Here is a 22,010-nt window from a genome sequence, read left to right on the forward strand (position 1 = left end):
GCCGTTCGCGCTGGGCGAACGTGTTAGCGCCCCGGAACGTTGAGGGCTAGCAGTCGCGCGGGTAGAGTGCTAGACAGGTTGTTTGACCCGCAGTTGTTCACCCGCGACGACGGCTGTGCTGGACACCCACAACCGGCACGCGCGCGCCCATGAGGGCGCGCATGAAGAACACTTTGGAGGAAATCATCATGGCAAACATCAAGCCGCTGGAGGACAAGGTCCTCGTCCAGATCGTCGAAGCTGAGACCACCACCGCGTCCGGCCTGGTTATCCCGGACTCCGCGCAGGAGAAGCCGCAGGAGGCCACCGTCGTGGCCGTCGGCCCGGGCCGCACCAACGACAAGGGCGAGGTTGTCCCGGTTGGTGTCAACGAGGGCGACACCGTCATCTTCTCCAAGTACGGCGGCACCGAGCTGAAGTACGACGGCCAGGAGTACCTCCTGCTGTCCGCTCGTGATCTGCTCGCTGTCATCGAGAAGTAGGCGAATAACCTTATGTCAAAGCTGATTGCATTTGACCAGGAGGCCCGCGAGGGCATCCAGCGCGGCGTGGACACGCTTGCCGATGCCGTCAAGGTCACCCTCGGCCCGCGCGGCCGCAACGTCGTGCTGTCGAAGGCCTTCGGTGGCCCGACCGTCACCAACGACGGCGTTACCATCGCCCGCGACATCGACGTGGACGAGCCCTTCGAGAACTTGGGCGCCCAGCTGGTGAAGTCCGTGGCCGTCAAGACCAACGATATTGCTGGTGACGGCACCACCACCGCGACCCTGTTGGCGCAGGCGCTCATCTACGAAGGCCTGCGCAACGTCGCCGCCGGCGCTAACCCGATCGAGCTCAACAAGGGCATCGCCGCAGCGGCCGAGAAGGTCGTTGAGGAGCTGAAGAACCGCGCCACTCCGGTGAACTCCTCCGCGGAGATCTCCCAGGTTGCTACGGTGTCTTCCCGCGATCCGGAGGTCGGCGAGATGGTCGCCGGCGCGATGGACAAGGTGGGCAAGGACGGTGTGGTGACCGTCGAGGAGTCCCAGACCATCGAGTCCGCTGTGGACGTCACCGAGGGCATCTCCTTCGACAAGGGCTACCTCTCCCCGTACTTCGCTACGGAGGAGGAGACCTACAACGCCGTGCTGGACGACGCCGCAATTCTTCTCGTCCGCAACAAGATCTCCTCCCTGCCGGATTTCCTGCCGCTGCTGGAGAAGATCGCGGAATCCTCGCGCCCGACTCTCATCATCGCCGAGGACATCGAGGGCGAGCCGCTGCAGGCCCTCGTGGTCAACTCCATCCGCAAGGTCCTCAAGGTCGCCGCCGTGAAGTCCCCGTACTTCGGCGAGCGCCGCAAGGGCTTCATGGATGACCTGGCTGTCGTCACCGGTGCCACCGTGGTGGACCCGGAGGTGGGCATCAACCTCAAGGAGGTTGGCCCGGAGGTTCTCGGTTCTGCCCGCCGCGTCACCGTGTCCAAGGAGGACACCGTGATTGTGGACGGTGCCGGTACCGCTGAGGCCGTTGAGGAGCGCCGCGAGCAGCTGCGCCGCGAAATCGAGCGCACCGACTCCACCTGGGATCGGGAGAAGCTCGAAGAGCGTCTAGCTAAGCTCTCTGGCGGTGTCGCCGTCATCCGCGTCGGCGCTGCCACCGAGACCGAGGTCAACGAGCGCAAGCTGCGTGTTGAGGACGCCATCAACGCCGCTCGCGCGGCCGTTGAAGAGGGCGTTATCGCCGGCGGTGGTTCTGCGCTGGTGCAGATTTCCAAGGAGCTCAACGAGTTCGCCGAGGGCTTCGAGGGCGAGGCCAAGATTGGCGTGCTCGCCGTGGCCCGCGCGCTGTCCCGCCCGGCCTACTGGATTGCCCAGAACGCTGGCCTCGACGGCTCCGTCGTGGTCTCCCACATCTCCGAGCTGCCCAACGGTGAGGGCTTCAACGCCGCCACCCTGGAGTACGGCAACCTGCTCGAGCAGGGCATCATCGACCCGGTGAAGGTCACCCACTCCGCCGTGGTCAACGCCACCTCCGTGGCCCGCATGGTGCTCACCACCGAGGCCTCCGTGGTGGAAAAGCCCGCCGAGGAGGAGCCGGCACAGTCCGGCCACGCGCACGCGCACTAAACCTGCGCGTGGGAAGCAGTAACTTCCCACGTTGCCCTAAGGAAGGCCCGCCCGCCCGCATAACCCGCGGGGAGGTGGGCCTTTTCGTATCCGGAGGGCGCAGCACCCCGCCCCGTCGTTAGACTGAGGCACCGTGGAACGCGAATACATTACGGTCACCGGAGCCCGCGAGAACAACCTCAAGAACGTCGACCTGCGCATCCACAAGCGCGCTCACCGTCTTTACTGGCGTGTCCGGGTCTGGCAAGACCTCCCTGGTCTTCGACACCATCGCCGCCGAGTCGCAGCGGCTCATCAACGAGACCTACCCCGGCTTCGTCCAAGGCTTTATGGACTCGCCGCCGCGGCCGGACGTCGACATGCGCCAGCTCGTCGACGAGTCCTTGTCCCTCACGACGGCGCCATCGTCTAAACCGGCAAGAAGGCGGATTCGTGGATGTGGCGCGCCTACGCCGAGTCCGGGCTGTACCCGGCTGACGTGCCCGTTAAAGACTTTACTGCGGAACGGAAGCGTGACCTGTATGAGACCGAGACCAAGGTCAAGGTCGGCGGCATCAACGTGAGCTACACGGGGCTGGTCACGCGGCTGAAGACCAGCGTGCTGAGCAAGCCCGTGGAGTCCCTGCAGAAGCAGATGCGCGCCTTTGTAGAGCGCGCGGTGGTCTTCATCGACTGCCCGAGTGCCACGGCACCCCGCCTGGCGCAGCACGCGCGCGAGTCCTACATCGACGGGGTCCCATCGCGGACGTGTGCGCCATGGAGCTTGCCGACGCGCCCCCTTAACTCACTGCTGGCTGCCGCCCCGTTGCGCGGTCGGCCTGGGCTACTTGACCCTGGAGCGCCCGACGGGCACGCTCAGTGGCGGTGAGGTGCAGCGCACGCGCATGGTCCGCCACGTCGGTTCGGCGCTCACGGACGTAACTTACGTTTTCGACGAACCGACCGCCGGCCTGCGCCCACCCGACGTTACGCAGACGAACGACCTGCTGCTGCAGTTGCGCGATAAGGGCAGCACGGTGCTCCTGGTGGAGCACAACCCGGAGACAATGGCCATTGCGGATAGCGTGGTAAAACTCGGGCCGGGCGCGGGTGTGGCCGGCGGGAAAATCGTCACCGCGGACGCTGTCGAGGTTGAGAAGGCAAAGATCAAGGAGGATGTGCGCCAGCCCCACCGGCCACCTGGAGATCCGCGGTGCGTCCCGCAACAATCTCCAGGATCTCGACGTGGACATTCCGTTGGGCGTGTTCACGGTGGTCACAGGCGTGGCAGGCTCGGACAAGTCCTCCCTCATGGAGTGCCTGCCGGACAGTGACCGCATCCTTGTGGTGGACCAGTCTTCGCTGTTTGGTTCGCGGCGCTCCAACCCGGTCACCTACACCGGCGCGATGGACGCGCTGCGCAAGGCTTTTGCCAAGGCCAACGGGGGAGCGACCCCGGCATGTTCCCCTTCAACTCCGATGGCGCGTCCCCGGCGTGCTCCGGCGCCGGAATGGTCACCGTGGAGTTCGGTGCGATGGATAGTGCGGATGTGCACTGTGAAGTCTGCGAGGGCCGCCGCTTCGCCGCCGACGTCTAGGGCTACGAGCTGGCGGGCAAGAACTTCGCGGAAGTACCGGCGCTGCTGGCTGCCGATGCCGTCGAGTACTGCAAGGTCGCCAACGTTCCGGCAGCGAGTGCCAGCGTCTCAAGCTCGCGGTGTGCTTAAGTGTTCGCAAGGCCAAGGCGGACATCATCGTGCTGGATGAGCCGACGGTGGGGTTGCACCGAAAGGACGTCGATACGCTGCTGGCGCTTTTCGACGACCTCGTGGACTCCTCCCCTCACCCTCATCTGCGTCGAGCACAACCGCGCCGCATTGACCTCGGCCCCGGCGCGGGTTCGGCCGGTGGCGAGGTGATCGCGGCAGGCTTGCCGCGGGAGTTCCTGGAAACGGACACACTCACCGCGCGCTACCTGGCCCAGGTGGTGTAGCGCCGTGATGCTACTTAAAGAAACATCACGTTTGCCCAGCTCGACCTTAAGGCGCCGAGAAAGCGTTTAGGCGCTGACGGTGGCGCGCTCGCGGCGCGAGCGCAGGGCCACGACGCGCTCGGACTCGCTCATTCCGCCCCATACGCCGTAGGGCTCGCCGGAGGCCAGGGCGTGCTCGCGGCACAGCTCGATGACCGGGCAGGTGTGGCAGATGGCCTTGGCGCGGTTCTCGCGCTGGGCGCGGGCGCGTCCGCGCTCGCCGTCTGGGTGGTAGAACACGTCAGAGTTTTCGCCACGGCATGCGCCCTGGAGCTGCCAGTCCCACAGATCCGCGTTCGGCCCGGGGAGCAGGAATGACTGAGACACGTTCGATTCTCCTTCGTTGAAGATAGAGCTCTCGGCCGGCCGGTGCCGGTCGGGGTGAGACGAGATTGAAGTGTGTACCCCCTGGGTAAACGACACGTTACGCACTTCTGAAATCCAGGTATAACCCGCTGTCTTCCCTCCTGTCTGCCCGCTGTGACCAGCTGTTATGGTTAACATGAACGCTGCGTGAACTTTCGTGGGCGCGCAGTTGTGCGCTTGTCGTTTCGGGATTCGCGCCGCCGATGTGACATGATGTGAGCCTGTGCGCCCGCGGAAGAATTCGAAGTGGCGCTATCTATTCACTACTTGCAAGGAACCTTCAGGGAAATGGCTACAACGCGCGACAGCGATAAGGAGCTGGCGGACCTCGTCCCGCTGGCTGTCGACGGTAGTCGCCGTGCCCTCCAGGACATCATGCGCATCATTCACCCGCAGGTCCTGCGCTATTGCCGCGCTCGCATCGGTGGTAACCGCCAGCCCACGGCTGACGACGTGGCGCAGGAGATTTGCCTGGCCGTGGCGACGTCGATAAGCAGCTACAAGGATAAGGGCCGCCCCTTCATGGCCTACGTATACGGCATCGCCTCTCACAAGGTGACCGACGCCCACCGCTCGCTCAGCCGCGACCACTCCCACCCCACCGATGAGGTCCCGGACGAGGCCGTCACCGACGCCACGCCCGAGGAATCAGCGCTGGTGGAAGACGGTAGTAACAGAGTGCGCGCGTTGCTCGATACGTTAAGTGACAAGGCCCGGGACATTATCATCTTGCGCGTGTTCGTGGGACTGTCGGCAGAGGAAACCGCAGAGATTGTGGATTCCACCCCTGGCGCAGTCCGCGTGGCACAGCACCGTGCGTTGGCACACTTGCGAAAGACTTTAGATTCACAGCCAGCGACGTGAACTCACGGACTCTGACGAGTCTTCGGAACTTGGCACGGATAACTACAGAATTCTCTACATAAAGGAAGGGAGGACATCATGGCAAAGAAGGACCAGGAGCTCGAGCCGGGCGTGGCGGAGCAGCTGCAGCCTTTGGTTGACGATGATGCATTCCTCACCACTCTCTCTCAGGGCACTGACCCCTCCGACGGCGCTGATGAGCTGGCTGGCCTCCTGCTCGAGCTGCGCGGAGAGGTAACCGCCCAGATGCCGCCGGCGCCGCTCATCGAAGGCGCGGAGGAGGAGCCGGAGGTTATCTCCCTCGGAGCTGCGCGCCGTCGCCGCCGCGGCAAGCCGCTGATGTACGGCCTCGTGGGCGCGGCTGCGGCCACGCTGCTCATCGCGGGCTCCGGCGCCGTGCTGGTCAATGCCGGTCCGGGCTCCCCGCTGTATGGCGTGAACCAGTCGCTCTTCGGCTCGGACGAGCAGAATGTGTCGGTGGAGCTGGCCGGCACGCTCGAAGAGATGGAGAAGCGCTCCGCAGAGGGTGACATGGATGGCACCCGCCAGCTGCTGGAGGAAGCGCGCAAGATGGTGGACCAAGCCAAGCAGGACCGCGCAGAGCAGTCCGGGCAGGCCGGCCGCGCAACCCGGGAGAAGACCCCTGCCACCGTGACGGCAACCACCACCGTGGAGACCACCGCCCCGGCGGAGGAGAAGCCGCAGGAGCAGCAGGAGCCGGTCACCGTGACGCAGACGCAGACCGAGACCGCGGTCTCCACCGTCGTGGTCACCAGCACGGTCGCACCCGCCAACCCGCTGAACCCGCCGGCGCAGAACAATCAGGAGCCGGGCGAGCAGACCGGCGGCGAGCAGCGCCCGGGCGGCCAGGACACCGGCGCGCCCCAGGGCGGCAACAACGACGCTGGCCTCCCTCCGGTGCAGATCCAGCAGTAGCCGCACGCCGCTTAAAAAAAGAACCTCTCACCCCTTGCACCAGGGGAGAGAGGTTCTTTGCCGTTCGGCTAGTAACGCGCGTCCATGCCGTCGAGGTAGCCCAAAGCGTAATCCCACGGCACGTAGCGAGCCGGGTTCGGCTCCGCGCCGGGCTCGTGCACGGGGGCCAGCTCACCCTGCAGGCTCGCCTTCATGTTGGCGGCCAGGATGTCCCATTCGTAGAAGTGATTCTCCTCGCAGTCCTCGCAGAAGAAGAAAATCCCGTCGATGCCGCGCGGGGTCAGTGCGCGCGCAAACTCCTGGACCAGAGCGAGGTCATGGATGACGTTGAGGCGGTCTTCCTCAGACAGCGGCTCGACGTGGTCGTCCTCCTCCAGGAAGGAGGCCGGGTCGTTCGGGTCATCCGCGAAAGGATCGCGGGGCATGTTGGCGAAGAAGTTCACGCCTGCGAGCCTATTGACTCTCCGCGCGCATGGCAATTTTCTCCCGCGGACCCCGCCGGCCGCACGGCTACCACTACGGGCCGCCCACGCACTACAGTGAGGATCACCGCGAAAATTTCAACTGGTCTGTTTAGGAGAGCCCCACCCTCATGAGCCACGTCCACACCGGCGGAGACAACCCCGACAAGATTGCCCTGTACGGCCTCACGTTCGATGACGTTCTGCTGTTGCCGGCGGAATCCAACGTCGTTCCCTCCGAGGTTGATACTTCGGCGCAGTTCACCCGCAACATCCGCCTCGACGTGCCGCTGGCCTCGGCCGCGATGGATACGGTGACCGAAGCCCGCATGGCCATCGGCATGGCCCGCCAGGGCGGCATCGGTGTGCTCCACCGCAACCTGTCCGCAGAGGACCAGGCGCAGCAGGTCGAGATTGTGAAGCGCTCCGAGTCCGGCATGGTCACTGACCCGGTGACGGCCTCCCCGGACATGACCATCGATGAGGTCGATACGCTGTGCGCGCGCTACCGGATTTCGGGCCTGCCGGTCGTCGACAAGCAGGGCGTCCTCGTTGGTATTTGCACCAACCGTGACATGCGCTTCGAGCCGGACTTTTCCCGCAAGGTCTCCGAGATTATGACGCCGATGCCGCTGGTGGTGGCCAAGGAGGGTGTGAGCAAGGAGGAGGCTCTGGAGCTGCTGTCCACCAACAAGGTGGAGAAGCTGCCCATCGTTGATGACGCCAACAAGCTCGTCGGCCTTATCACCGTCAAGGACTTTGTGAAGACCGAGCAGTTCCCCAACGCTTCCAAGGATGGCTCCGGGCGCTTGCTCGTGGCCGCCGGCATCGGTACGGGTGAGGAGTCCTACCAGCGCGCGGGCCAGCTTGTCGACGCCGGCGTGGACGTCCTCGTCGTCGACTCCGCCCACGCCCACAACAACCGCGTGCTGGAGATGGTCTCCCGCGTGCAGAAGGACTTCGGTGACCGCATCGACGTCATCGGCGGCAACCTGGCCACCCGCCAGGCCGCGCGCGACATGATCGAGGCCGGCGCCGACGCCGTGAAGGTGGGTATTGGCCCGGGCTCCATCTGCACCACCCGCGTGGTGGCCGGTGTGGGCGCGCCGCAGATCACCGCCATCATGGAAGCCGCCTCCGTGGCTGGCCCTGCCGGCGTGCCGGTCATTGGTGACGGCGGCATGCAGTACTCCGGTGACATCGCCAAGGCGCTGGCCGCCGGCGCGGACGCCGTCATGCTCGGCTCCATGCTGGCCGGCACCACCGAGTCCCCGGGCGACATCGTGGTGGTCCAGGGCAAGCAGTACAAGCGCTACCGCGGCATGGGCTCCATGGGCGCCATGCAGGGCCGCGGCCTGACTGGTGAGAAGCGTTCCTACTCCAAGGACCGCTACTTCCAGGCTGACGTCAAGAGCGAGGACAAGCTGGTGCCGGAAGGCGTGGAGGGCCGCGTGCCCTTCCGTGGCGATATCGACGCCATCATCCACCAGATCGTCGGCGGCCTGCGCGCCTCCATGGGTTATACCGGTTCCGCCTCCCTGGCCGAGCTGAAGACCAAGCAGTTCGTCCAGATCACCGCGGCGGGGCTCAAGGAGTCCCACCCGCACCACCTTCAGCAAATCGTCGAAGCACCAAACTACCGCTAAGGACACTTTTTCATGCGTGACTACGTAGAAATCGGCGTCGGCCGCGAAGCGCGCCGCACCTACGACCTGAACCAGGTTTCCCTGGTTCCCACCCGCCGCACCCGTTCCTCCAAGGACGTGGACACCTCGTGGCACATCGACGCCTACACCTTCGACGTGCCTTTCGTCTCCCAGCCCACCGATGCGCTGGCCACCCCGGAGTTCGTCATCGAGATGGGCAAGCAGGGCGGCCTCGGCGTCATCAACGCGGAGGGCCTGTGGGGCCGCCACGAGGATCTGGAGGGCGCGCTGCAGCGCGTCCGCGAGAACTTCGGCGACCTGTCCACGCTGCAGGAGCTGCATGCGGCGCCGCTGAATGAGGAGCTGCTGGCGGAGCGCATCGCTCAGGTGCGCGATTCCGGCGTGACCGTGGCCGTGCGCGTCTCCCCGCAGCGCGCCCGCGAGCTCGCCCCAGTGGTCATCAAGGCCGGCGCGGAGCTGCTGTTCATCCACGGCACGCTGATTTCGGCCGAGCACGTGCAGACCGGCGGCGAGCCGCTCAACCTCAAGGAGTTCATCGGCTCCCTGGACACTCCGGTCATCGCCGGCGGCGTGGCGGACTACACCACGGCCCTGCACCTTATGCGTGCGGGCGCGGCCGGCATCATCGTCGGCTCCGGCGTGAACACCAACCCGGAGACGCTCGGCATCGACATTCCGATGGCCACCACCATCGCGGACGTGGCGGCCGCCCGCCGCGATTACCTGGATGAAACCGGGGGCCGCTACGTGCACGTGCTTGCCGACGGCGACATTTTCACCTCCGCCGACATCGCCAAGGCCATCGCCTGCGGCGCCGACGGCGTGGTGCTCGGCCCGGTCCTGGCGCGTGCTGCCGAGGCCGGCGGCAAGGGCTGGTACTGGCCGTCCACGGCTGGCCACCCGCGCTTCCCACGCGGTGTCATCGAGCCGGTGGGCCTGGGCGACGCCGTCCTGGGCGCCGACGCTTCCGACGAGGATGACGCCCCGTCGCTCGAGGTCGTGCTGCACGGCCCGTCCAACGAGCCGCTGGGTGAGCTCAACCTGGTCGGCGGCCTCAAGCGCGCCATGGCCAAGTGCGGCTACACCGACCTCAAGGCCTTCCAGAAGGTCGGCCTGGCCGTCCGCTAGCCCCGCATAGAGGAACCCGTTCATCAGCCCGAGAAGGGTTGGTGGGCGGGTTTGTTGTGGGCTGGGTTAAACTAGTGGCCGTGACTACCCCAAATACAACCCCGCGTCCTGTCCTCGTGGTGGACTTCGGCGCTCAGTACGCGCAGCTCATCGCTCGGCGCGTGCGTGAGGCCAACATCTACTCCGAGGTCGTCCCCAATTCCGCGTCGGTGGAGGAGATCAAGGCCAAGAACCCGGCCGCTTTGATTCTCTCCGGCGGCCCGTCCTCCGTGTATGCCGACGGTGCCCCGGCCTTAAAGCCGGAGCTGCTGGAGCTCGGCATCCCGGTCTTCGGCATCTGCTATGGCTTTCAGTCCATGACTCGTGTCCTCGGCGGCACCGTGGCCTCCACTGGTGCGCGCGAGTACGGCCGCACGGACATGACTGTGTCCGGCGGTGTGCTGCACGAGGGGCTAGAGGAAACCCACAAGGTGTGGATGTCTCACGGCGATTCGGTCTCTAAGGCCCCGGAAGGCTTCGAAGTCACGGCCTCCTCTGAGGGCGCGCCCGTCGCTGCCTTCGAGTGCTTGTCCAAGAAGATGGCCGGCGTGCAGTACCACCCGGAGGTCCTCCACTCGCCGCACGGCCAGGAGGTGCTGACCCGCTTCCTCACCGAGGTTGCAGGTCTGGAGCAGAACTGGACCGCGGAGAACATTGCGGAGCGTCTCATCAACGATGTGCGCGAGCAGATCGGCGAGGACGGCCGCGCCATTTGTGCCCTGTCCGGCGGCGTGGATTCCGCCGTGGCGGCCGCCCTGGTGCAGCGCGCTATCGGTGACCGTTTGACCTGTGTCTTCGTGGACCACGGCCTGCTGCGCGCGGGTGAGCGTGAGCAGGTGGAGAAGGACTTCGTGGCGTCGACTGGCGCCAAGCTCATCACCGTGGACGAGCGCGAGGCCTTCCTCAACAAGCTGGCCGGCGTGACCGAGCCGGAGGCCAAGCGTAAGGCCATCGGTGCGGAGTTCATCCGCTCCTTCGAGCGCGCCGTCGACCAGGCGCTGGACGGCCAGGACGCCGCCTTCCTGGTGCAGGGCACGCTGTACCCGGACGTGGTGGAGTCCGGCGGCGGTGACGGCACCGCGAACATTAAGTCCCACCACAACGTGGGCGGCCTGCCTGACGACGTCGAGTTCGAGCTCGTCGAGCCGCTGCGCCTGCTCTTCAAGGACGAGGTGCGTGCGGTGGGCCGTCAGCTCGGCCTGCCGGAGGAAATCGTGGCGCGCCAGCCCTTCCCGGGCCCGGGCCTGGGCATCCGCATCATCGGCGAGGTCACCGAGGAGCGCCTCGAGACCCTGCGCCAGGCGGACCTCATCGCGCGTACCGAGCTGACCAACGCCGGCCTGGACGGCGAGATTTGGCAGTGCCCGGTGGTGCTGCTTGCCGACGTTCACTCGGTCGGCGTCCAGGGCGATGGCCGCACCTACGGCCACCCCATCGTGCTGCGCCCGGTGTCCTCCGAGGATGCCATGACCGCGGACTGGACCCGCCTGCCGTACGACGTGCTGGAGAAGATCTCCACCCGTATTACCAACGAGGTCAAGGATGTTAACCGAGTCGTGCTCGACGTGACGTCGAAGCCGCCGGGAACCATCGAGTGGGAGTAAGCGCGCGGGAGTAAATCTCCCTCGCGATACTGCGCGGCCGGGCCCTTGAGGAATGGGATTCGGCCGCGTTCTGCGTTTTCGCTCCTTTGTTAGGGGATGATGCTGGCATAGAGTTCGACATCGCCACCGACAGGGACGAGCTGGTCGCCCTGAACTTGGAGCTGCACGGTGGCGCGCTCGGTGACACCTTCAGCGGTAGCCCCGGCGCGGCGGCCGAGGGTGGCGTGGAGGGTGTCGGCGCTAATCACCTGCACGTCTTTGATGCTTGCTGCCGTCACACCCGTGTTAGCCAATGGGTTCGGGCCAGCCCAGACGATGAGGCCCTGGGCTGTTGACGCCGCAATCCCGTTCGGTTTCTCGAGGTCGCCATAGGAGCCGGTGAGCACCGAGTAACTCAGCGGGGCACAGGGGTCAAAACCGCCTTCGGTGACAGTGAAGTAGAAGCGCGGTACGGCGTCGCTTCGCAGTGCCGTCTCACACTCCGCGGTAGGGTCTTTCGGCGTTTCGGGCACTGGCCGCCCTAGACGGGCCAGTGTGCAGGCATAGCCTCGTCGACGGCATGCACGAGTAGCCGCACGCCGAGTAGATTTCTCAGCGAGCGGCTGGTGTTCAGCGCAAGATGACCATCGCGCGGCATGGCAATACGGGGCACGGGCGGTTAGCCCGTGGGCGGTTCTCCTGGATCTGGCGGCGTCCCACTGCCATGCGGCCGCGAATTAGCCATTGCTCCAGGCGGTGGCGCGCCGGGGTGGGAGCGCGGCGGGTGTGCTGGGCTGGGGATCGTGATTGGCGGGCCGGCCCACGGCGGCAGGTAGTGCACGCGGCCCTCGATGCGGTCCATGCGCCCGCGGCCGGTGGGCTTTTCCGGGTTATCGTCGTTGACCGCGTTGTGATACGCACACAGCGGCACCAAATTGGCCATGTTGGTCGGCCCGCCGTCTTGGAAGCGGGTGAGGTGGTGGATCTGGGAGTCGTCGGCAGGCGCGTTGCACCCGGGCCACGCGCACGTGGGGTGCTCCGCAGACAGCGCTAGGCGCTGCTTGGAGTTGGCGAAGCGGCTGGCCATGTACAGGTTGACGGGGCCGAGGAAAGGGTGGACGAGGGTGATGAGGCCGACGTCGGCAAGCTTCTCGCGCACGAACTCCGCACCCGTCATCGTGGCCCCGTTGGTCAGCTGCAGCTCAATCTCCTCGCCGTCGCCGTCGACGATGCGGTCCAGCTCATCCAAGCGCACGATGACGTTGGACTGCAGCTTCTGACCCGCACCACCCCCGCCGCGGAAGACGGTGTGCGCAGCGGTGAGCAGGTCCGCGTCGGTGGTCTTGAGCACGGCCAACAGCTTGGAGATGTTGAGCGAAGAGTCCGTGATGCTCAGCGTGTGGTTGCGGCCCTCCCGGCGGGTTACGCGCACACCCGGGGCAGGGTCGCGCGGCGGCCGCCACTCTTTGAGCTTTGCCTTCGCCACCATGGGGACTTTCTCCCGCGGCGTCGCAGCCAGCAGCTGGCGCAGCTCCCAGGCCTTACGAGCCTTGAGCTTGGAGCAGTAGCGCTCGATATCAAGGAGCGTGAACACATCGTGGCGCGTGCGGCGCGCTTTGCGCTGACGGGAGCGGAACATGGTGTCCCCGAAATACACCTCATAGAGCCCCATCAGCTTCGCCGCGAAGTCCGGCTGCGCGCCCATCTGCACCAGCTGCGCGCGCGTGACATCGGCGCACTGCTCGACCACGTCGAGCCCGTGCGCGAGTGCCTGAATGTAACCCCCCAGTTGCATAGCCCACAGCCTAAACCAGGCCGAGCAACCTCGCTACTTGAGCGCAGAATTCGCAGGGCTAGCCGGTGATGGTGAGCTCGCCGATACCTTGGTTGATGTGGATATTCAACAGCGCATCAGGGTCCTGGCGGTCCGTGCAGTTGCTGTCTCCCAGCCCGCCCTCGCACGTCACCGAGACGGGAATGTCCTTCGGGAGGATGATCTCGACGCTGCCGACTCCGATATCGATGGTGACGTCGTGCTTAGTGCGCAGGTCTTCGATGTGGCTCAAATCCACCGTTGAGGTGCCGATACCCAGGTCGTAGTGCTCCTTGAGCTCATCCGCACTGGTAGGGGCGATGTGCTGAGAACCGACGTTAAAGCGGGCACTGAAGCTGGAGTCGTCGGCCTCGGAGACGAAGGAGACTCCAAAGAAGACAATCGTCAGAGCGACGCCGACGGCGCCTAGCGCAATTGCGCCCTCAGCCCACTGCGAACCGCGCTTCTTTGTCGGTTCCTCCTGCGGCTCTGGCTCCGGCAGGTCCCAGGCATCGGGAACTGCGCCGAGCGGATCCCAGGACGGCGGGGTCTGACGCCCTGGTGGGAAAGGGTGGCCGTCTGCCGGGGTATAAGAGTTGAGATTGACCGGCTCCTCACGCACCGGCTGCTCGGCGGCCAGCAGCCCGCTGGGTGGTAGTGGCTCGCGTTGGTGAAGGGCGTACCACGCCAGCGCCATCAGCCCGAAGGTCAGCACGGCAGGGGGAAGGCCGGTGAGGAATTGTCCGTCCAAGAATAACGGGCCGGAGCTAAAGGTAAGAAGGACGCCGACAAGCAGCACCCAGCCGAGCTCCCGCTCCTCTTTGACGCCATCCTTGCCCAAGGCCGCGTCGAGTGGGCAGTAGGGCGAGCCGAAGCGTGGCATGAGAACCCACGCGGTGAGATAAGCTGCGATGCCACCGCCGAAGGCGAGTGCTGCGACCACAAAGGCCACGCGCACAATCGTAGGATCGATCTGGTAGCGCACCGCGATGCCTTCGCAGACACCGGCGAGCTGCGCGTCACCGCCCTGCTTCTTGGGAAGGCGGACGGGGCGGGTTGTCCACATGTCGTTGAGAGTGTTGTTCTTCGTCATGCTTTTAATCCTGCCGCGCAGGGCCTCGCGGTGGTATCGGTAATCGCCCTGATTTTTCGACCTCAGGGTTGTCCCTGATGTGCCCGAGGGGTGGCGCGTGGGACTATGTCTAGTATGACTTCGCCCTATGTGCCCGCAGAAAACGCGGCGCCCTATCCCGTGATGTCGCGCCCCCAATCTGGCCGCGTGGTGGCCGGCGTGGCGGCGGGGCTGGCGCAGAATCTTCGGGTCTCGGTGCTCGCCATGCGCATCGCCTTGACGGTGCTGACCCTGCTGGGCGGGGTGGGGGCGATGGCCTATGCAGGGCTGTGGATTTTCACGCCCGCGCTTGACGACGCCCCCTCCGCCCGCCGCAGCCCCCTTTCCCTCGGACTGGTGATCCTGGCGTTGGCGGGTAGCGCGGTGGGCGTGTTGGGGGTTTCGGGGGCGTCGTTAAGCGCGGCGGTGCCGTTGGCGGTCGTGGCCGTCGGTGCGGTGCTGGCGTGGCTGGCGTATGACCGCGGGCTGAACACGCCGGTGGGGCTGGTCGCTGTGGCTGCCGGTGCTGTCTTGGTTTTAGGCGGCGCTGTGGTGGCGGCGGTGACGTGGGAGAACGGCTCCGGTTCGGCGATTGTGGCTACGGTGCTGACCCTGGTGGGCTTTGGTGCACTGGTGGTGCCGTTGGTGCTCAAGCTGTGGCGTTCGCTGTCGCAGGAGCAGGCAGCGAAGGCGGTGTCGGAGGAGCGCGCCGAGATTGCGGCCCGCCTGCATGATTCGGTGCTGCAGACGCTGGCGCTCATCCAGAAGCGGGCGGAGGATCCGCGCGAGGTCACGCGCTTGGCGCGCAGTCAGGAGCGGGAGCTGCGCACCTGGCTGTTCGACGCCCCCTCGGCCACCCCGACGACGTGCTTCGGCGCCTTGGAGACGGCGTGCGCGGAGGTGGAGAACCTTTTTGACATGCGGGTATCCCTGGTGACGGTGGGGGAGGACGCCGCGCTTGCCGACGCCTCCCTGGCCGCCACCCAGGCCGCCCGCGAAGCCCTGGTGAACGCGGGCAAGCACGCCGGGGCGGAGGCCGCGGACGTGTACGCGGAGGCGCTGGCGGGCGAGTTGAGCATCTTCGTGCGCGATCGCGGGGTGGGATTCGACGTGGATGCTGTTCCCGCTGATAGGCACGGCATTCGTGACAGCATTCGCGCGCGCGTAGAGAAGGTAGGCGGGCGCGTGCGGGTTTCATCGACCCCAGGGGAGGGCACCGAGGTGGAGCTCACGGTAGCGTTATGAGCATGGTGAAGGTCTTTTTGGTTGATGATCACTCTGTCTTCCGTGCGGGCGTGCGCGCGGAGCTGGCGGCGGCGCCGGAGATTGAGATCGTGGGCGATGCGGGGACCGTGGCGGAGGCGCTGGACGGCATCGCGCGGACACGCCCGGACGTGGTGCTGCTCGACGTCCACATGCCCGACGGCGGCGGCCTCGCCGTGCTGAATGCGACCGCGCACCAGGCTGCGCGGCCGGTGTTCCTGGCGCTGAGCGTGTCGGATGCGGCGGAGGATGTCATCGCGCTGATCCGCGCGGGGGCGCGGGGCTATGTGACGAAGAATATTTCGGGCCCGGACTTGGCGCGCGCGGTCCTGCAGGTCAACAGCGGGGACGCGTATTTCTCGCCGCGCCTGGCCGGTTTCGTGCTGGATGCCTTTTCCTCCGGTGCCCCCGCCCCGGAGCCGGAGGAGGGCCAGGACCCAGCGGTGGACGCGCTCACGCGCCGTGAGCTGGAGGTCTTAAGGCTGCTGGCGCGCGGGTACACGTACCGCGAGATTGGCAAGCAGCTGTTTATCTCGGTCAAGACGGTGGAGACGCACGCCTCCAATATTTTGCGCAAGACCCAGCAGTCCAACCACCACCAGCTCACGCGCTGGGCCACCTCGCGCGATTTGGCTTAAGGCGCGCTAGGCGTAGGCGAGCTTGCGGGAGCCGTCCACGTGCGGGAAGGCCACGAAGGCCAGAGCGAAGACCGCGAGCCACACGAGGGCACTGCCCCACGCCGGCAGCGCGATGAGCGGGGAGAGCATCACCGCGAGCCACAGCAGCATGAGGGGGACAAGCTGCGAGACGGTAGGTAGCATGGTGACGTTGTGGCGCTGGGCAAACGCGCGCATCTGGCCGCGGTAGGGGTGCAGCATGACGAGGGTACCGGCGGCGACGAGGAAGAGCAGGCTTAGCCCCAGCGCCGCGCCGAAATGGATGCGGCTGGTGCCCACCGCCACGGCCGCCCCTGCCAAAAGTGAGCCGCCGAGTCGCACCCACGGCGGGGTCGGAATCGGGGTGGTATGTGCGCGCAGGGGGTTCATGGCGCCTAACGCTACCAGTGCAATTGCGCGTGTCCGAGGTGGGGTTCATAATGGGAGACATGAATCAAACGGGTGTTCGTGCAGTGGCTGGGATGCGGGGCGGTTCGCAGGCCGACCGCATCGCGGCGTTGCGCGCCCAGATTCACCGCCTGGAGGCCCCCGATTCCTCCGTCGAGGTACAGCCGGATGTCGATGTCCTTGGTGTCCCCGAGGGCCTATCATCCCTGCTCCCCGGGGGTGGACTGCCCCGGAAGCGGGTTACCTCGTGCGCGGAGTGCGCGGCACTTGTTGTCGATCTGGTCTCTCATGTTAGCGCGGCGGGCGGACACGTCGGCGTGGTGGACTGGCCAGATCTCTCTCTCGCACAGGTGGACGAGGATGGAGATCTCTCCCGGGTCATCGTGGTGCCGGATCCTGGGGCGGAGCCCTGGGCGGTGACCGGGGTGCTGTGTGAGGGGCTGGACTTGGTGGTGCACCGGGGCGTCGGCAAGCTCAGCCCCACCCGCGCACGCCCGGTGCTGGCGAAGGTTCGTGGCGGGCAGGCGGCGCTGCTCACCGTCGGTACGCGGCTGCCGGGCACGGCGATGGACATCGGGGCGGAGGTCGTCGCGGTGCGCGGCTTGGGGCGTGGTGTGGGGCGCATCCGCGGGGTCGATATTGACGTGCGCGTGGCCACCACCGGGGCGCCGCCGCAGCGCGGGCTGCTGAGCTGCGGGGCGCGCCCGGAGCGGCCGCACCTGGAGGCGGTGTGAGGGTCGCGGCCCTGTGGTTCCCGGATTGGCCTATCCAGGCGCTGCAGGAGACCGCGGTGGGGGCGTGTGCCATCGTGTCCCAGCATCGCGTCGTTGTGTGCAACGCGCCGGCGCGCCGGGCGGGGGTGCGCCGCGGCATGCGCGTGCGCCAGGCCCAGGCCGTGCTGCCGGAGCTACGGGTGGAGGAGGCTAACCCGGATCGGGATGGCGTGGTGTTTGCGGAGATCGCCGCAGGGCTTGATGCGGTGGCGTCCTCGGTGGAGGTCCTGCGCCCGGGGCTGGTCATCGTGGATGCGGGCGCGGCGGGGCGTTTCCACGGCAGTGAGGCGAAGGCGGTGGAGATGCTTGTCGACGCCGCAGCGAGAGCCCACCTCGACGCCACCGTCGGCGTCGCGGACGAGATTGCGACCGCACTCATTGCCGCGCGCCACGAGAACCTCGGCGCGGTGGTGCCGGCCGGTGGGTCGCGGGAGTTCCTCGCCGCCCAGCCGGTGGGCGTGCTGGCGGCGGAGGTGTCGCTGGGCTGCCCGCTCGACGTGGTGGACACGGTGCAGCGCCTCGGCGTGCGCACGCTGGGCGAGCTTGCGGCCCTGCCGCTGCGCCAGGTCACCACGCGCTTCGGTGAGGCGGGGCGGCGCTGCCACGCGGTGGCGTCCGCCGCCCCCGACAGGCGGGTGGCCCCGGAGCTGGCCCGCCCGGACCTGGGCGTGGAGGAGGTCTTCGAGGAGCCCCTGGAGCGCGTCGACGCTGCTGCCTTCGCCGCGCGTCAGCTGGCGGCGCGCCTCCACGCGGCGCTGGATCGCGCCGGGCTTGTGTGCGTGCGCCTGCGCATCGGTGCCGAGTTCGAAGGAGGCGAGCGCCTCGAGCGCATCTGGCGCACCCAGGAGGCCTTGAGTGAGGCCGCCACGGCGGACCGCGTGCGCTGGCAGCTCGATGGATGGTTAAGCAGCGCGCGGGCGGGCGACGGCGGGGGTGTGCTCAAGCTCGTGCTGGAGCCGGTGGAGCTCGCCCCGCCCGGGGACAGCGTGCTGTGGGGCGCGGCCGAGTCCGATGAGCAGGCCAAGCGCGTCATCGCGCGCGTGCAGTCCCAGCTGGGCGTGGACCGCGTGCTGCAGCCGCGCCCAGCCGCCGGCCGCGGGGTGGCCGAGCGCATCGAGCTCGTGCCCTACGGCGAGCAGCGCGATCCCGCCCCGGAGGGCAGCTGGCCCGGGCGCATCCCCTCGCCGCTGCCGGCCAGCCTGGCGCACCCGGCCGCGCGCATTCGGCTAGTCGACGCCTCCGCGTCCGACATCATCGTCACCGCCGAGGCCCTCCTCTCCGGCGAACCCGCAGGCCTCAGCTGGGGCCGCCACCGCTACCGGGTGACCGGGTGGGCTGGGCCCTGGCCGGTGGACGCCGCCTGGTGGGACCCGAACGCGGCGCAGCGCTGCGCGCGCCTGCAAGTGGTGGGGGAGAACGCGCAAGGACAGCGCGCCTGGCTGCTGGTGTGGGCCGGCGGGCGCTGGTCGGTGGAAGCGACCTACACCTAGGTGCGGGGTCTAATGCAGGACGTCGATAACCAGGCGCGTCGGCTCGTTGAGCACCTGCACGGAATAGGGATGGCGCCCGTCGAGGCCAATAACAAACTGCGAGCGGGCCTCGAACGTGCCGCCGCTGAGCACCTGGGTCACTACGCCGCCCGCGCCCGGGACCGTGCCGATATTCGGGTCCTCCATTTCCAGCTGGAAGGGGTAGGCGGTGCCGTCAATGCTGACGTCGAGCGCCGTGGCGCCCTGGTAGGAAATCGGGTTGCCCGAGCCCTGCTGCGCGGGGGAATCGGTGTAGTCGATGAACCAGCCGGGCGAGCCCTTACCGGTGAAGTCGAAGACCACGCGGTCGAACCCCTCGTGCTTGCCCACACGCACGCTCGTGACAACGAGCTCGGAAGGAGCGGGGGGACGCAGGGTTTTCATGGCCAGGTTGGCGTCGCCCAGCGGGGTAAGCCCAGCCGGAGCCATGGGGGTCGGCGCGTGCGCGGTCACGGACGGCGTCGACGTCGTGGCGCCGGAGAGGGTGGCGTCAAGAGTCTTGGTGGGCCCAGCGCCGGAGTCTGAGGAGGCGGCGCAGCCCTGCAGCACGAGCGCACTCGAGAAAGCGAGTGCGGCCACGGGGATGGCTGCGCGCACGAGAGTGTGAGTCGGCATAACTCCGAGCGTAGCGGCCCAGCGCGGCGAACTCGGAACGGAGATGGGCATCGTAACCACATTGTTGTGAAGGTAGTTAAACTAGCGGCATGTCCTTTTGCTCCGACACCCAGATTGAGCCCCTGCCCGGTACCGCCAAGCAGGAGTCCGTCTACGTGCTCTTCGAATGGCCCGCGGCGTGGTCCCGCGACGTCCTCGACGGCGACACCTTCGGCCCCGGCCTCACCGACAAGCTGAAGGCCAAGCTCAAGGGCGTGGCGGGGCTGCAACTGATCCGCCGCCCCGGGCGCGCCGGGCACGAGCGCGGGACCGGCCACTTCCGCTGCTTCGTGGTGTGGGCGCGCGAAGGCCTGGTGCAGGATTACGTGCTCAACGGCCCGGAGGACATCCTGGACCTCGACCTGGAGCACCCCACCGGCACGTGCCTGCCGCTGGTGCTGGTGTGTACCCACGCCAAGCGCGACGCCTGCTGCGCGGTCAAGGGTCGCCCGCTGGCGGCGTCGCTGGCCTGCGAGTTTGAGGAGACGGTGTGGGAGACCTCCCATACCAAGGGCCACCGTTTTGCGCCCTCGGTGCTGCTGATGCCCTGGGGCTATTCCTTCGGCCGCCTCAACGTGGAGGCCGGGCGCGAGCTAGTGGGCAAGTCCCTGCGCGGCGAGTACTTCTATCCCGCCAACCGCGGCAGCGGCCTGATCACCCCGCGGGGCCAGGTAGCGGAGCTGGCGGTGGCGCGCCTGCTTCTCGGCGCCGACGAGGCCCTCCACTACGGCGACCTCCGCGTCGACGCGGAGGACGAAGCCGCGGGGGAGGGCGACACCGTCGTGGTCCGCCACACCGACGGCCGCGCGTGGGACGTAGAGCTGGAAGAAAAAGAGGCCTCCGGCGTCGTCTCCTCCTGTGGAGACGAGCCGAAGACCTCTCGATACTTCGCCGCGCGCCGCGTCGCGCGGCGCGGCTAGCGGCGCATAATCTTGGCCGAGAGCCAGTTGCCGAAGAACTGGGCGGCCTGCACCAGCACGATGATGATGAGGGTGGCCACCACGGTGACTTGCCACTCGAAGGCGCGGTAGCCGTAGACGATAGCGAAGTCGCCCAGACCGCCGCCGCCGACGTAGCCGGCCATGGCGGACATGTCGACGATGCCGATGAACAGGAAGGTGTAGCCCAGCACCAGCGGGCCCAGGGCCTCCGGCACGATGACCGTGGTGATGATCTTCCACGGCGAGGCACCCATCGCGCGGGCGGCCTCGATAACGCCCGGGTCGATGGCCACCAGGTTCTGCTCCACGATGCGGGCCACCGCGAAGGTGGCCGCGATGACCATGACGAACGTGGCCGGCTCGCGGCCGATGGAACTGCCCAGCACGGCCACCGTGAGGGGCTGCGCGAAGGCGAGCAGGATGATGAACGGGATCGGGCGAATGAAGTTCACCAGGATGTTGATGATGAAGTAGATGAACTTGTTCTGCAGGATTCCGCCCGGGCGGGTGGTGTATAGCAGGACGCCGAGGACCAGGCCGATGAGGCCGGCGACCACCATGGTGGTGGCGACCATGATGAGGGTGTCCTTGATGGCGTCGACAAGCGTGCCGCTCAGCCGGTCCCAGTTGGCTTCCGCGAGGTAGGTGACGTTCATCGTTGAATCTCCTCAATGTCGGTGGTGCGTTGCATGCGGGCGTAGAACTCCTCGATAGCGTCGGCCGGGCCGTTGAGGCGCACGGTGAGCTTGCCAAAGGAGTGCTTCTGCAGGGTCGTGATGCCGCCGTGGACCACGGCGATGTCCACCCCGCGCTCGGCCAGCTGGCCGGCGGCGTCGAAGAAGCCAGACTTCTCGGTCAGGTTGATGGTGAACAGGCGGCCCTCGTGGGCTAGCAAGTCGTCGGCCTCGACCACGTCCGGGGTGTTGCGCAGGGAGGTTGCCACGAACTCTTCCGCCACGGCCGTCTTGGGCTGGGAAAAGACCTCGTAGACGCTGCCGGACTCGATGACGCGGCCGTTTTCCATGACGGCGACCTTGTCAGCGATGGAGCGCACGACGTCCATCTCGTGGGTGATGACCACGATGGTGATGCCAAAGTCGCGGTTGACCTTGCGTAGCAGCTCCAGGACTTCCTTGGTGGTGGTGGGGTCGAGGGCGGAGGTGGCTTCGTCGGCAAGCAACAGCGAAGGCTGCGTGGCCAGCGCACGGGCGATGCCAACGCGCTGCTTCTGGCCGCCGGAAAGCTGCTCCGGGTAGTTATCGCCCTTGTCTCCCAGGCCGACGAACTCAAGGAGCTCCTGCACGCGCTGGGTACGCTCTTGCTTGCCGACGCCCTGCAGCTTCAACGGGTACTCAACATTGCCCGCCGCGGTGCGCGAGGACATGAGGTTGAACTGCTGGAAGATCATGCCAATGTTGCGGCGGATGCTGCGCAGCTGCGACTCGGGGAGGGGGACAACATCGGTGTTGTCCAACAGCAGCTGCCCCGACGTGGGCTTGTCCAGGCCGTTGATCATACGCACCAGCGTGGACTTGCCGGCGCCGGAGAAGCCGATGATGCCGACGATTTCGCCGGGCTCGACGGTCAGGGAGACGTCGTTAAGCGCTGTGGTGGTGGTCTTTTTGTTCCTAAAGACCTTGGTGATGTTGCGGAACTCAATCCGGGTGCCGCTGCGGGCGCCAGTCTGTTGTGTCAC

25 protein-coding genes and 1 pseudogene are annotated in these 22,010 nt (G+C 66.9%); 17 read left to right on the plus strand and 9 right to left on the minus strand.

Going from position 1 to position 22,010, the window contains the following annotated elements; genetic code table 11:
* Window positions 1-182 precede the first annotated feature (182 nt).
* The 7 genes and pseudogenes from groES to ACLI1P_RS02495 all read left to right on the plus strand — a co-directional run bounded on the left by groES (window position 183) and on the right by ACLI1P_RS02495 (window position 4,083).
* Complete coding sequence (groES, locus tag ACLI1P_RS02465; protein ID WP_296131649.1) at window positions 183-482, plus strand: co-chaperone GroES; 300 nt, start codon at window positions 183-185, stop codon at window positions 480-482.
* 12 nt (window positions 483-494) lie between these two features.
* Window positions 495-2,111, plus strand: a complete 1,617-nt coding sequence (gene groL, locus ACLI1P_RS02470) for a chaperonin GroEL (protein WP_411709320.1) — start codon at window positions 495-497, stop codon at window positions 2,109-2,111.
* A 133-nt stretch (window positions 2,112-2,244) separates the two neighbouring features.
* Window positions 2,245-2,512: pseudogene (locus ACLI1P_RS02475) on the plus strand (excinuclease ABC subunit UvrA); the annotation flags it as partial.
* Between the two features lie 35 nt (window positions 2,513-2,547).
* A complete protein-coding gene (locus tag ACLI1P_RS02480; protein ID WP_411709732.1) occupies window positions 2,548-2,979 on the plus strand; it encodes a hypothetical protein in 432 nt (143 codons plus the stop codon).
* The gene (locus ACLI1P_RS02485) at window positions 2,939-3,424 is read left to right on the plus strand and encodes a hypothetical protein (protein ID WP_411709321.1); all 486 of its coding nucleotides are present in this window, start codon (window positions 2,939-2,941) and stop codon (window positions 3,422-3,424) included. The genes ACLI1P_RS02480 and ACLI1P_RS02485 overlap by 41 nt, the downstream gene beginning before the upstream one ends.
* 126 nt (window positions 3,425-3,550) lie before the next feature.
* Entirely contained in the window at window positions 3,551-3,688 is a 138-nt protein-coding gene (locus ACLI1P_RS02490; RefSeq protein WP_408930098.1) for a hypothetical protein, read from the plus strand.
* Window positions 3,689-3,807: 119 nt separating this feature from the next.
* On the plus strand, window positions 3,808-4,083 hold the full coding sequence (locus tag ACLI1P_RS02495; protein ID WP_411709322.1) for a hypothetical protein: 276 nt from the start codon (window positions 3,808-3,810) through the stop codon (window positions 4,081-4,083).
* A 66-nt stretch (window positions 4,084-4,149) separates the two neighbouring features.
* On the opposite strand, the gene ACLI1P_RS02500 is transcribed toward ACLI1P_RS02495, so the two are convergent.
* Window positions 4,150-4,449, minus strand: coding sequence for a WhiB family transcriptional regulator (locus ACLI1P_RS02500; RefSeq protein ID WP_296131530.1), 300 nt, complete (start codon window positions 4,447-4,449; stop codon window positions 4,150-4,152).
* 327 nt (window positions 4,450-4,776) lie between these two features.
* On the opposite strand from ACLI1P_RS02500, the gene ACLI1P_RS02505 reads away from it, so the two are divergent.
* Window positions 4,777-5,352 carry a sigma-70 family RNA polymerase sigma factor gene (locus ACLI1P_RS02505; protein ID WP_296131532.1) on the plus strand — a complete coding sequence of 192 codons (576 nt, stop codon included), beginning with the start codon at window positions 4,777-4,779 and terminating at the stop codon, window positions 5,350-5,352.
* 78 nt (window positions 5,353-5,430) lie between these two features.
* Window positions 5,431-6,288 carry a hypothetical protein gene (locus ACLI1P_RS02510; protein ID WP_306507028.1) on the plus strand — a complete coding sequence of 286 codons (858 nt, stop codon included), beginning with the start codon at window positions 5,431-5,433 and terminating at the stop codon, window positions 6,286-6,288.
* A 68-nt stretch (window positions 6,289-6,356) separates the two neighbouring features.
* On the opposite strand, the gene ACLI1P_RS02515 is transcribed toward ACLI1P_RS02510, so the two are convergent.
* Window positions 6,357-6,731, minus strand: a complete 375-nt coding sequence (locus ACLI1P_RS02515) for a DUF5319 domain-containing protein (protein WP_296131536.1) — start codon at window positions 6,729-6,731, stop codon at window positions 6,357-6,359.
* A gap of 149 nt (window positions 6,732-6,880) precedes the next feature.
* Here ACLI1P_RS02515 and guaB point away from each other — a divergent pair, with 149 nt between their 5' ends.
* From guaB to guaA, 3 genes are all read left to right on the plus strand, one after another.
* The gene (guaB, locus tag ACLI1P_RS02520; RefSeq protein WP_411709323.1) at window positions 6,881-8,395 is read left to right on the plus strand and encodes an IMP dehydrogenase; all 1,515 of its coding nucleotides are present in this window, start codon (window positions 6,881-6,883) and stop codon (window positions 8,393-8,395) included.
* Window positions 8,396-8,407: 12 nt separating this feature from the next.
* On the plus strand, window positions 8,408-9,544 hold the full coding sequence (locus ACLI1P_RS02525; RefSeq protein ID WP_411709324.1) for a GuaB3 family IMP dehydrogenase-related protein: 1,137 nt from the start codon (window positions 8,408-8,410) through the stop codon (window positions 9,542-9,544).
* A gap of 80 nt (window positions 9,545-9,624) precedes the next feature.
* Window positions 9,625-11,187, plus strand: a complete 1,563-nt coding sequence (gene guaA, locus ACLI1P_RS02530) for a glutamine-hydrolyzing GMP synthase (RefSeq protein ID WP_411709325.1) — start codon at window positions 9,625-9,627, stop codon at window positions 11,185-11,187.
* 89 nt (window positions 11,188-11,276) lie between these two features.
* On the opposite strand, the gene ACLI1P_RS02535 is transcribed toward guaA, so the two are convergent.
* The 3 genes from ACLI1P_RS02535 to ACLI1P_RS02545 form a co-directional block, all read right to left on the minus strand.
* Complete coding sequence (locus ACLI1P_RS02535) at window positions 11,277-11,699, minus strand: hypothetical protein (protein WP_411709326.1); 423 nt, start codon at window positions 11,697-11,699, stop codon at window positions 11,277-11,279.
* A gap of 146 nt (window positions 11,700-11,845) precedes the next feature.
* Window positions 11,846-12,961, minus strand: a complete 1,116-nt coding sequence (locus tag ACLI1P_RS02540; protein WP_411709327.1) for an HNH endonuclease — start codon at window positions 12,959-12,961, stop codon at window positions 11,846-11,848.
* Between the two features lie 58 nt (window positions 12,962-13,019).
* Window positions 13,020-14,072 carry a PspC domain-containing protein gene (locus tag ACLI1P_RS02545; protein ID WP_408930105.1) on the minus strand — a complete coding sequence of 351 codons (1,053 nt, stop codon included), beginning with the start codon at window positions 14,070-14,072 and terminating at the stop codon, window positions 13,020-13,022.
* Window positions 14,073-14,186: 114 nt separating this feature from the next.
* Between ACLI1P_RS02545 and ACLI1P_RS02550 the strand changes: the two genes are divergently transcribed.
* Together ACLI1P_RS02550 and ACLI1P_RS02555 are read left to right on the plus strand one after the other, a co-directional pair.
* Window positions 14,187-15,335: a PspC domain-containing protein gene (locus ACLI1P_RS02550; protein WP_411709328.1), complete on the plus strand. Its 1,149-nt coding sequence runs from the start codon at window positions 14,187-14,189 to the stop codon at window positions 15,333-15,335.
* Window positions 15,336-15,337: 2 nt separating this feature from the next.
* Window positions 15,338-15,991, plus strand: a complete 654-nt coding sequence (locus ACLI1P_RS02555; protein ID WP_411709329.1) for a response regulator — start codon at window positions 15,338-15,340, stop codon at window positions 15,989-15,991.
* 6 nt (window positions 15,992-15,997) lie between these two features.
* On the opposite strand, the gene ACLI1P_RS02560 is transcribed toward ACLI1P_RS02555, so the two are convergent.
* Entirely contained in the window at window positions 15,998-16,399 is a 402-nt protein-coding gene (locus tag ACLI1P_RS02560) for a hypothetical protein (RefSeq protein ID WP_411709330.1), read from the minus strand.
* Between the two features lie 59 nt (window positions 16,400-16,458).
* Between ACLI1P_RS02560 and ACLI1P_RS02565 the strand changes: the two genes are divergently transcribed.
* Both ACLI1P_RS02565 and ACLI1P_RS02570 read left to right on the plus strand, forming a co-directional pair.
* Complete coding sequence (locus tag ACLI1P_RS02565; protein WP_411709331.1) at window positions 16,459-17,151, plus strand: hypothetical protein; 693 nt, start codon at window positions 16,459-16,461, stop codon at window positions 17,149-17,151.
* Entirely contained in the window at window positions 17,148-18,680 is a 1,533-nt protein-coding gene (locus ACLI1P_RS02570; RefSeq protein ID WP_411709332.1) for a DNA polymerase Y family protein, read from the plus strand. The genes ACLI1P_RS02565 and ACLI1P_RS02570 overlap by 4 nt, the downstream gene beginning before the upstream one ends.
* A gap of 9 nt (window positions 18,681-18,689) precedes the next feature.
* Here the strand turns inward: ACLI1P_RS02570 and ACLI1P_RS02575 are convergent, their stop codons facing one another.
* A complete protein-coding gene (locus ACLI1P_RS02575) occupies window positions 18,690-19,334 on the minus strand; it encodes a hypothetical protein (RefSeq protein ID WP_296131570.1) in 645 nt (214 codons plus the stop codon).
* A gap of 89 nt (window positions 19,335-19,423) precedes the next feature.
* Here ACLI1P_RS02575 and ACLI1P_RS02580 point away from each other — a divergent pair, with 89 nt between their 5' ends.
* Entirely contained in the window at window positions 19,424-20,293 is an 870-nt protein-coding gene (locus tag ACLI1P_RS02580; protein ID WP_411709333.1) for a sucrase ferredoxin, read from the plus strand.
* On the opposite strand, the gene ACLI1P_RS02585 is transcribed toward ACLI1P_RS02580, so the two are convergent.
* On the minus strand, window positions 20,290-20,970 hold the full coding sequence (locus ACLI1P_RS02585) for a methionine ABC transporter permease (RefSeq protein ID WP_408930113.1): 681 nt from the start codon (window positions 20,968-20,970) through the stop codon (window positions 20,290-20,292). The genes ACLI1P_RS02580 and ACLI1P_RS02585 overlap by 4 nt on opposite strands.
* A complete protein-coding gene (locus ACLI1P_RS02590; RefSeq protein WP_408930114.1) occupies window positions 20,967-22,010 on the minus strand; it encodes a methionine ABC transporter ATP-binding protein in 1,044 nt (347 codons plus the stop codon). The genes ACLI1P_RS02585 and ACLI1P_RS02590 overlap by 4 nt, the downstream gene beginning before the upstream one ends.

This window comes from Corynebacterium tardum, from assembly GCF_046717785.1.
Lineage (GTDB): Bacteria > Actinomycetota > Actinomycetes > Mycobacteriales > Mycobacteriaceae > Corynebacterium.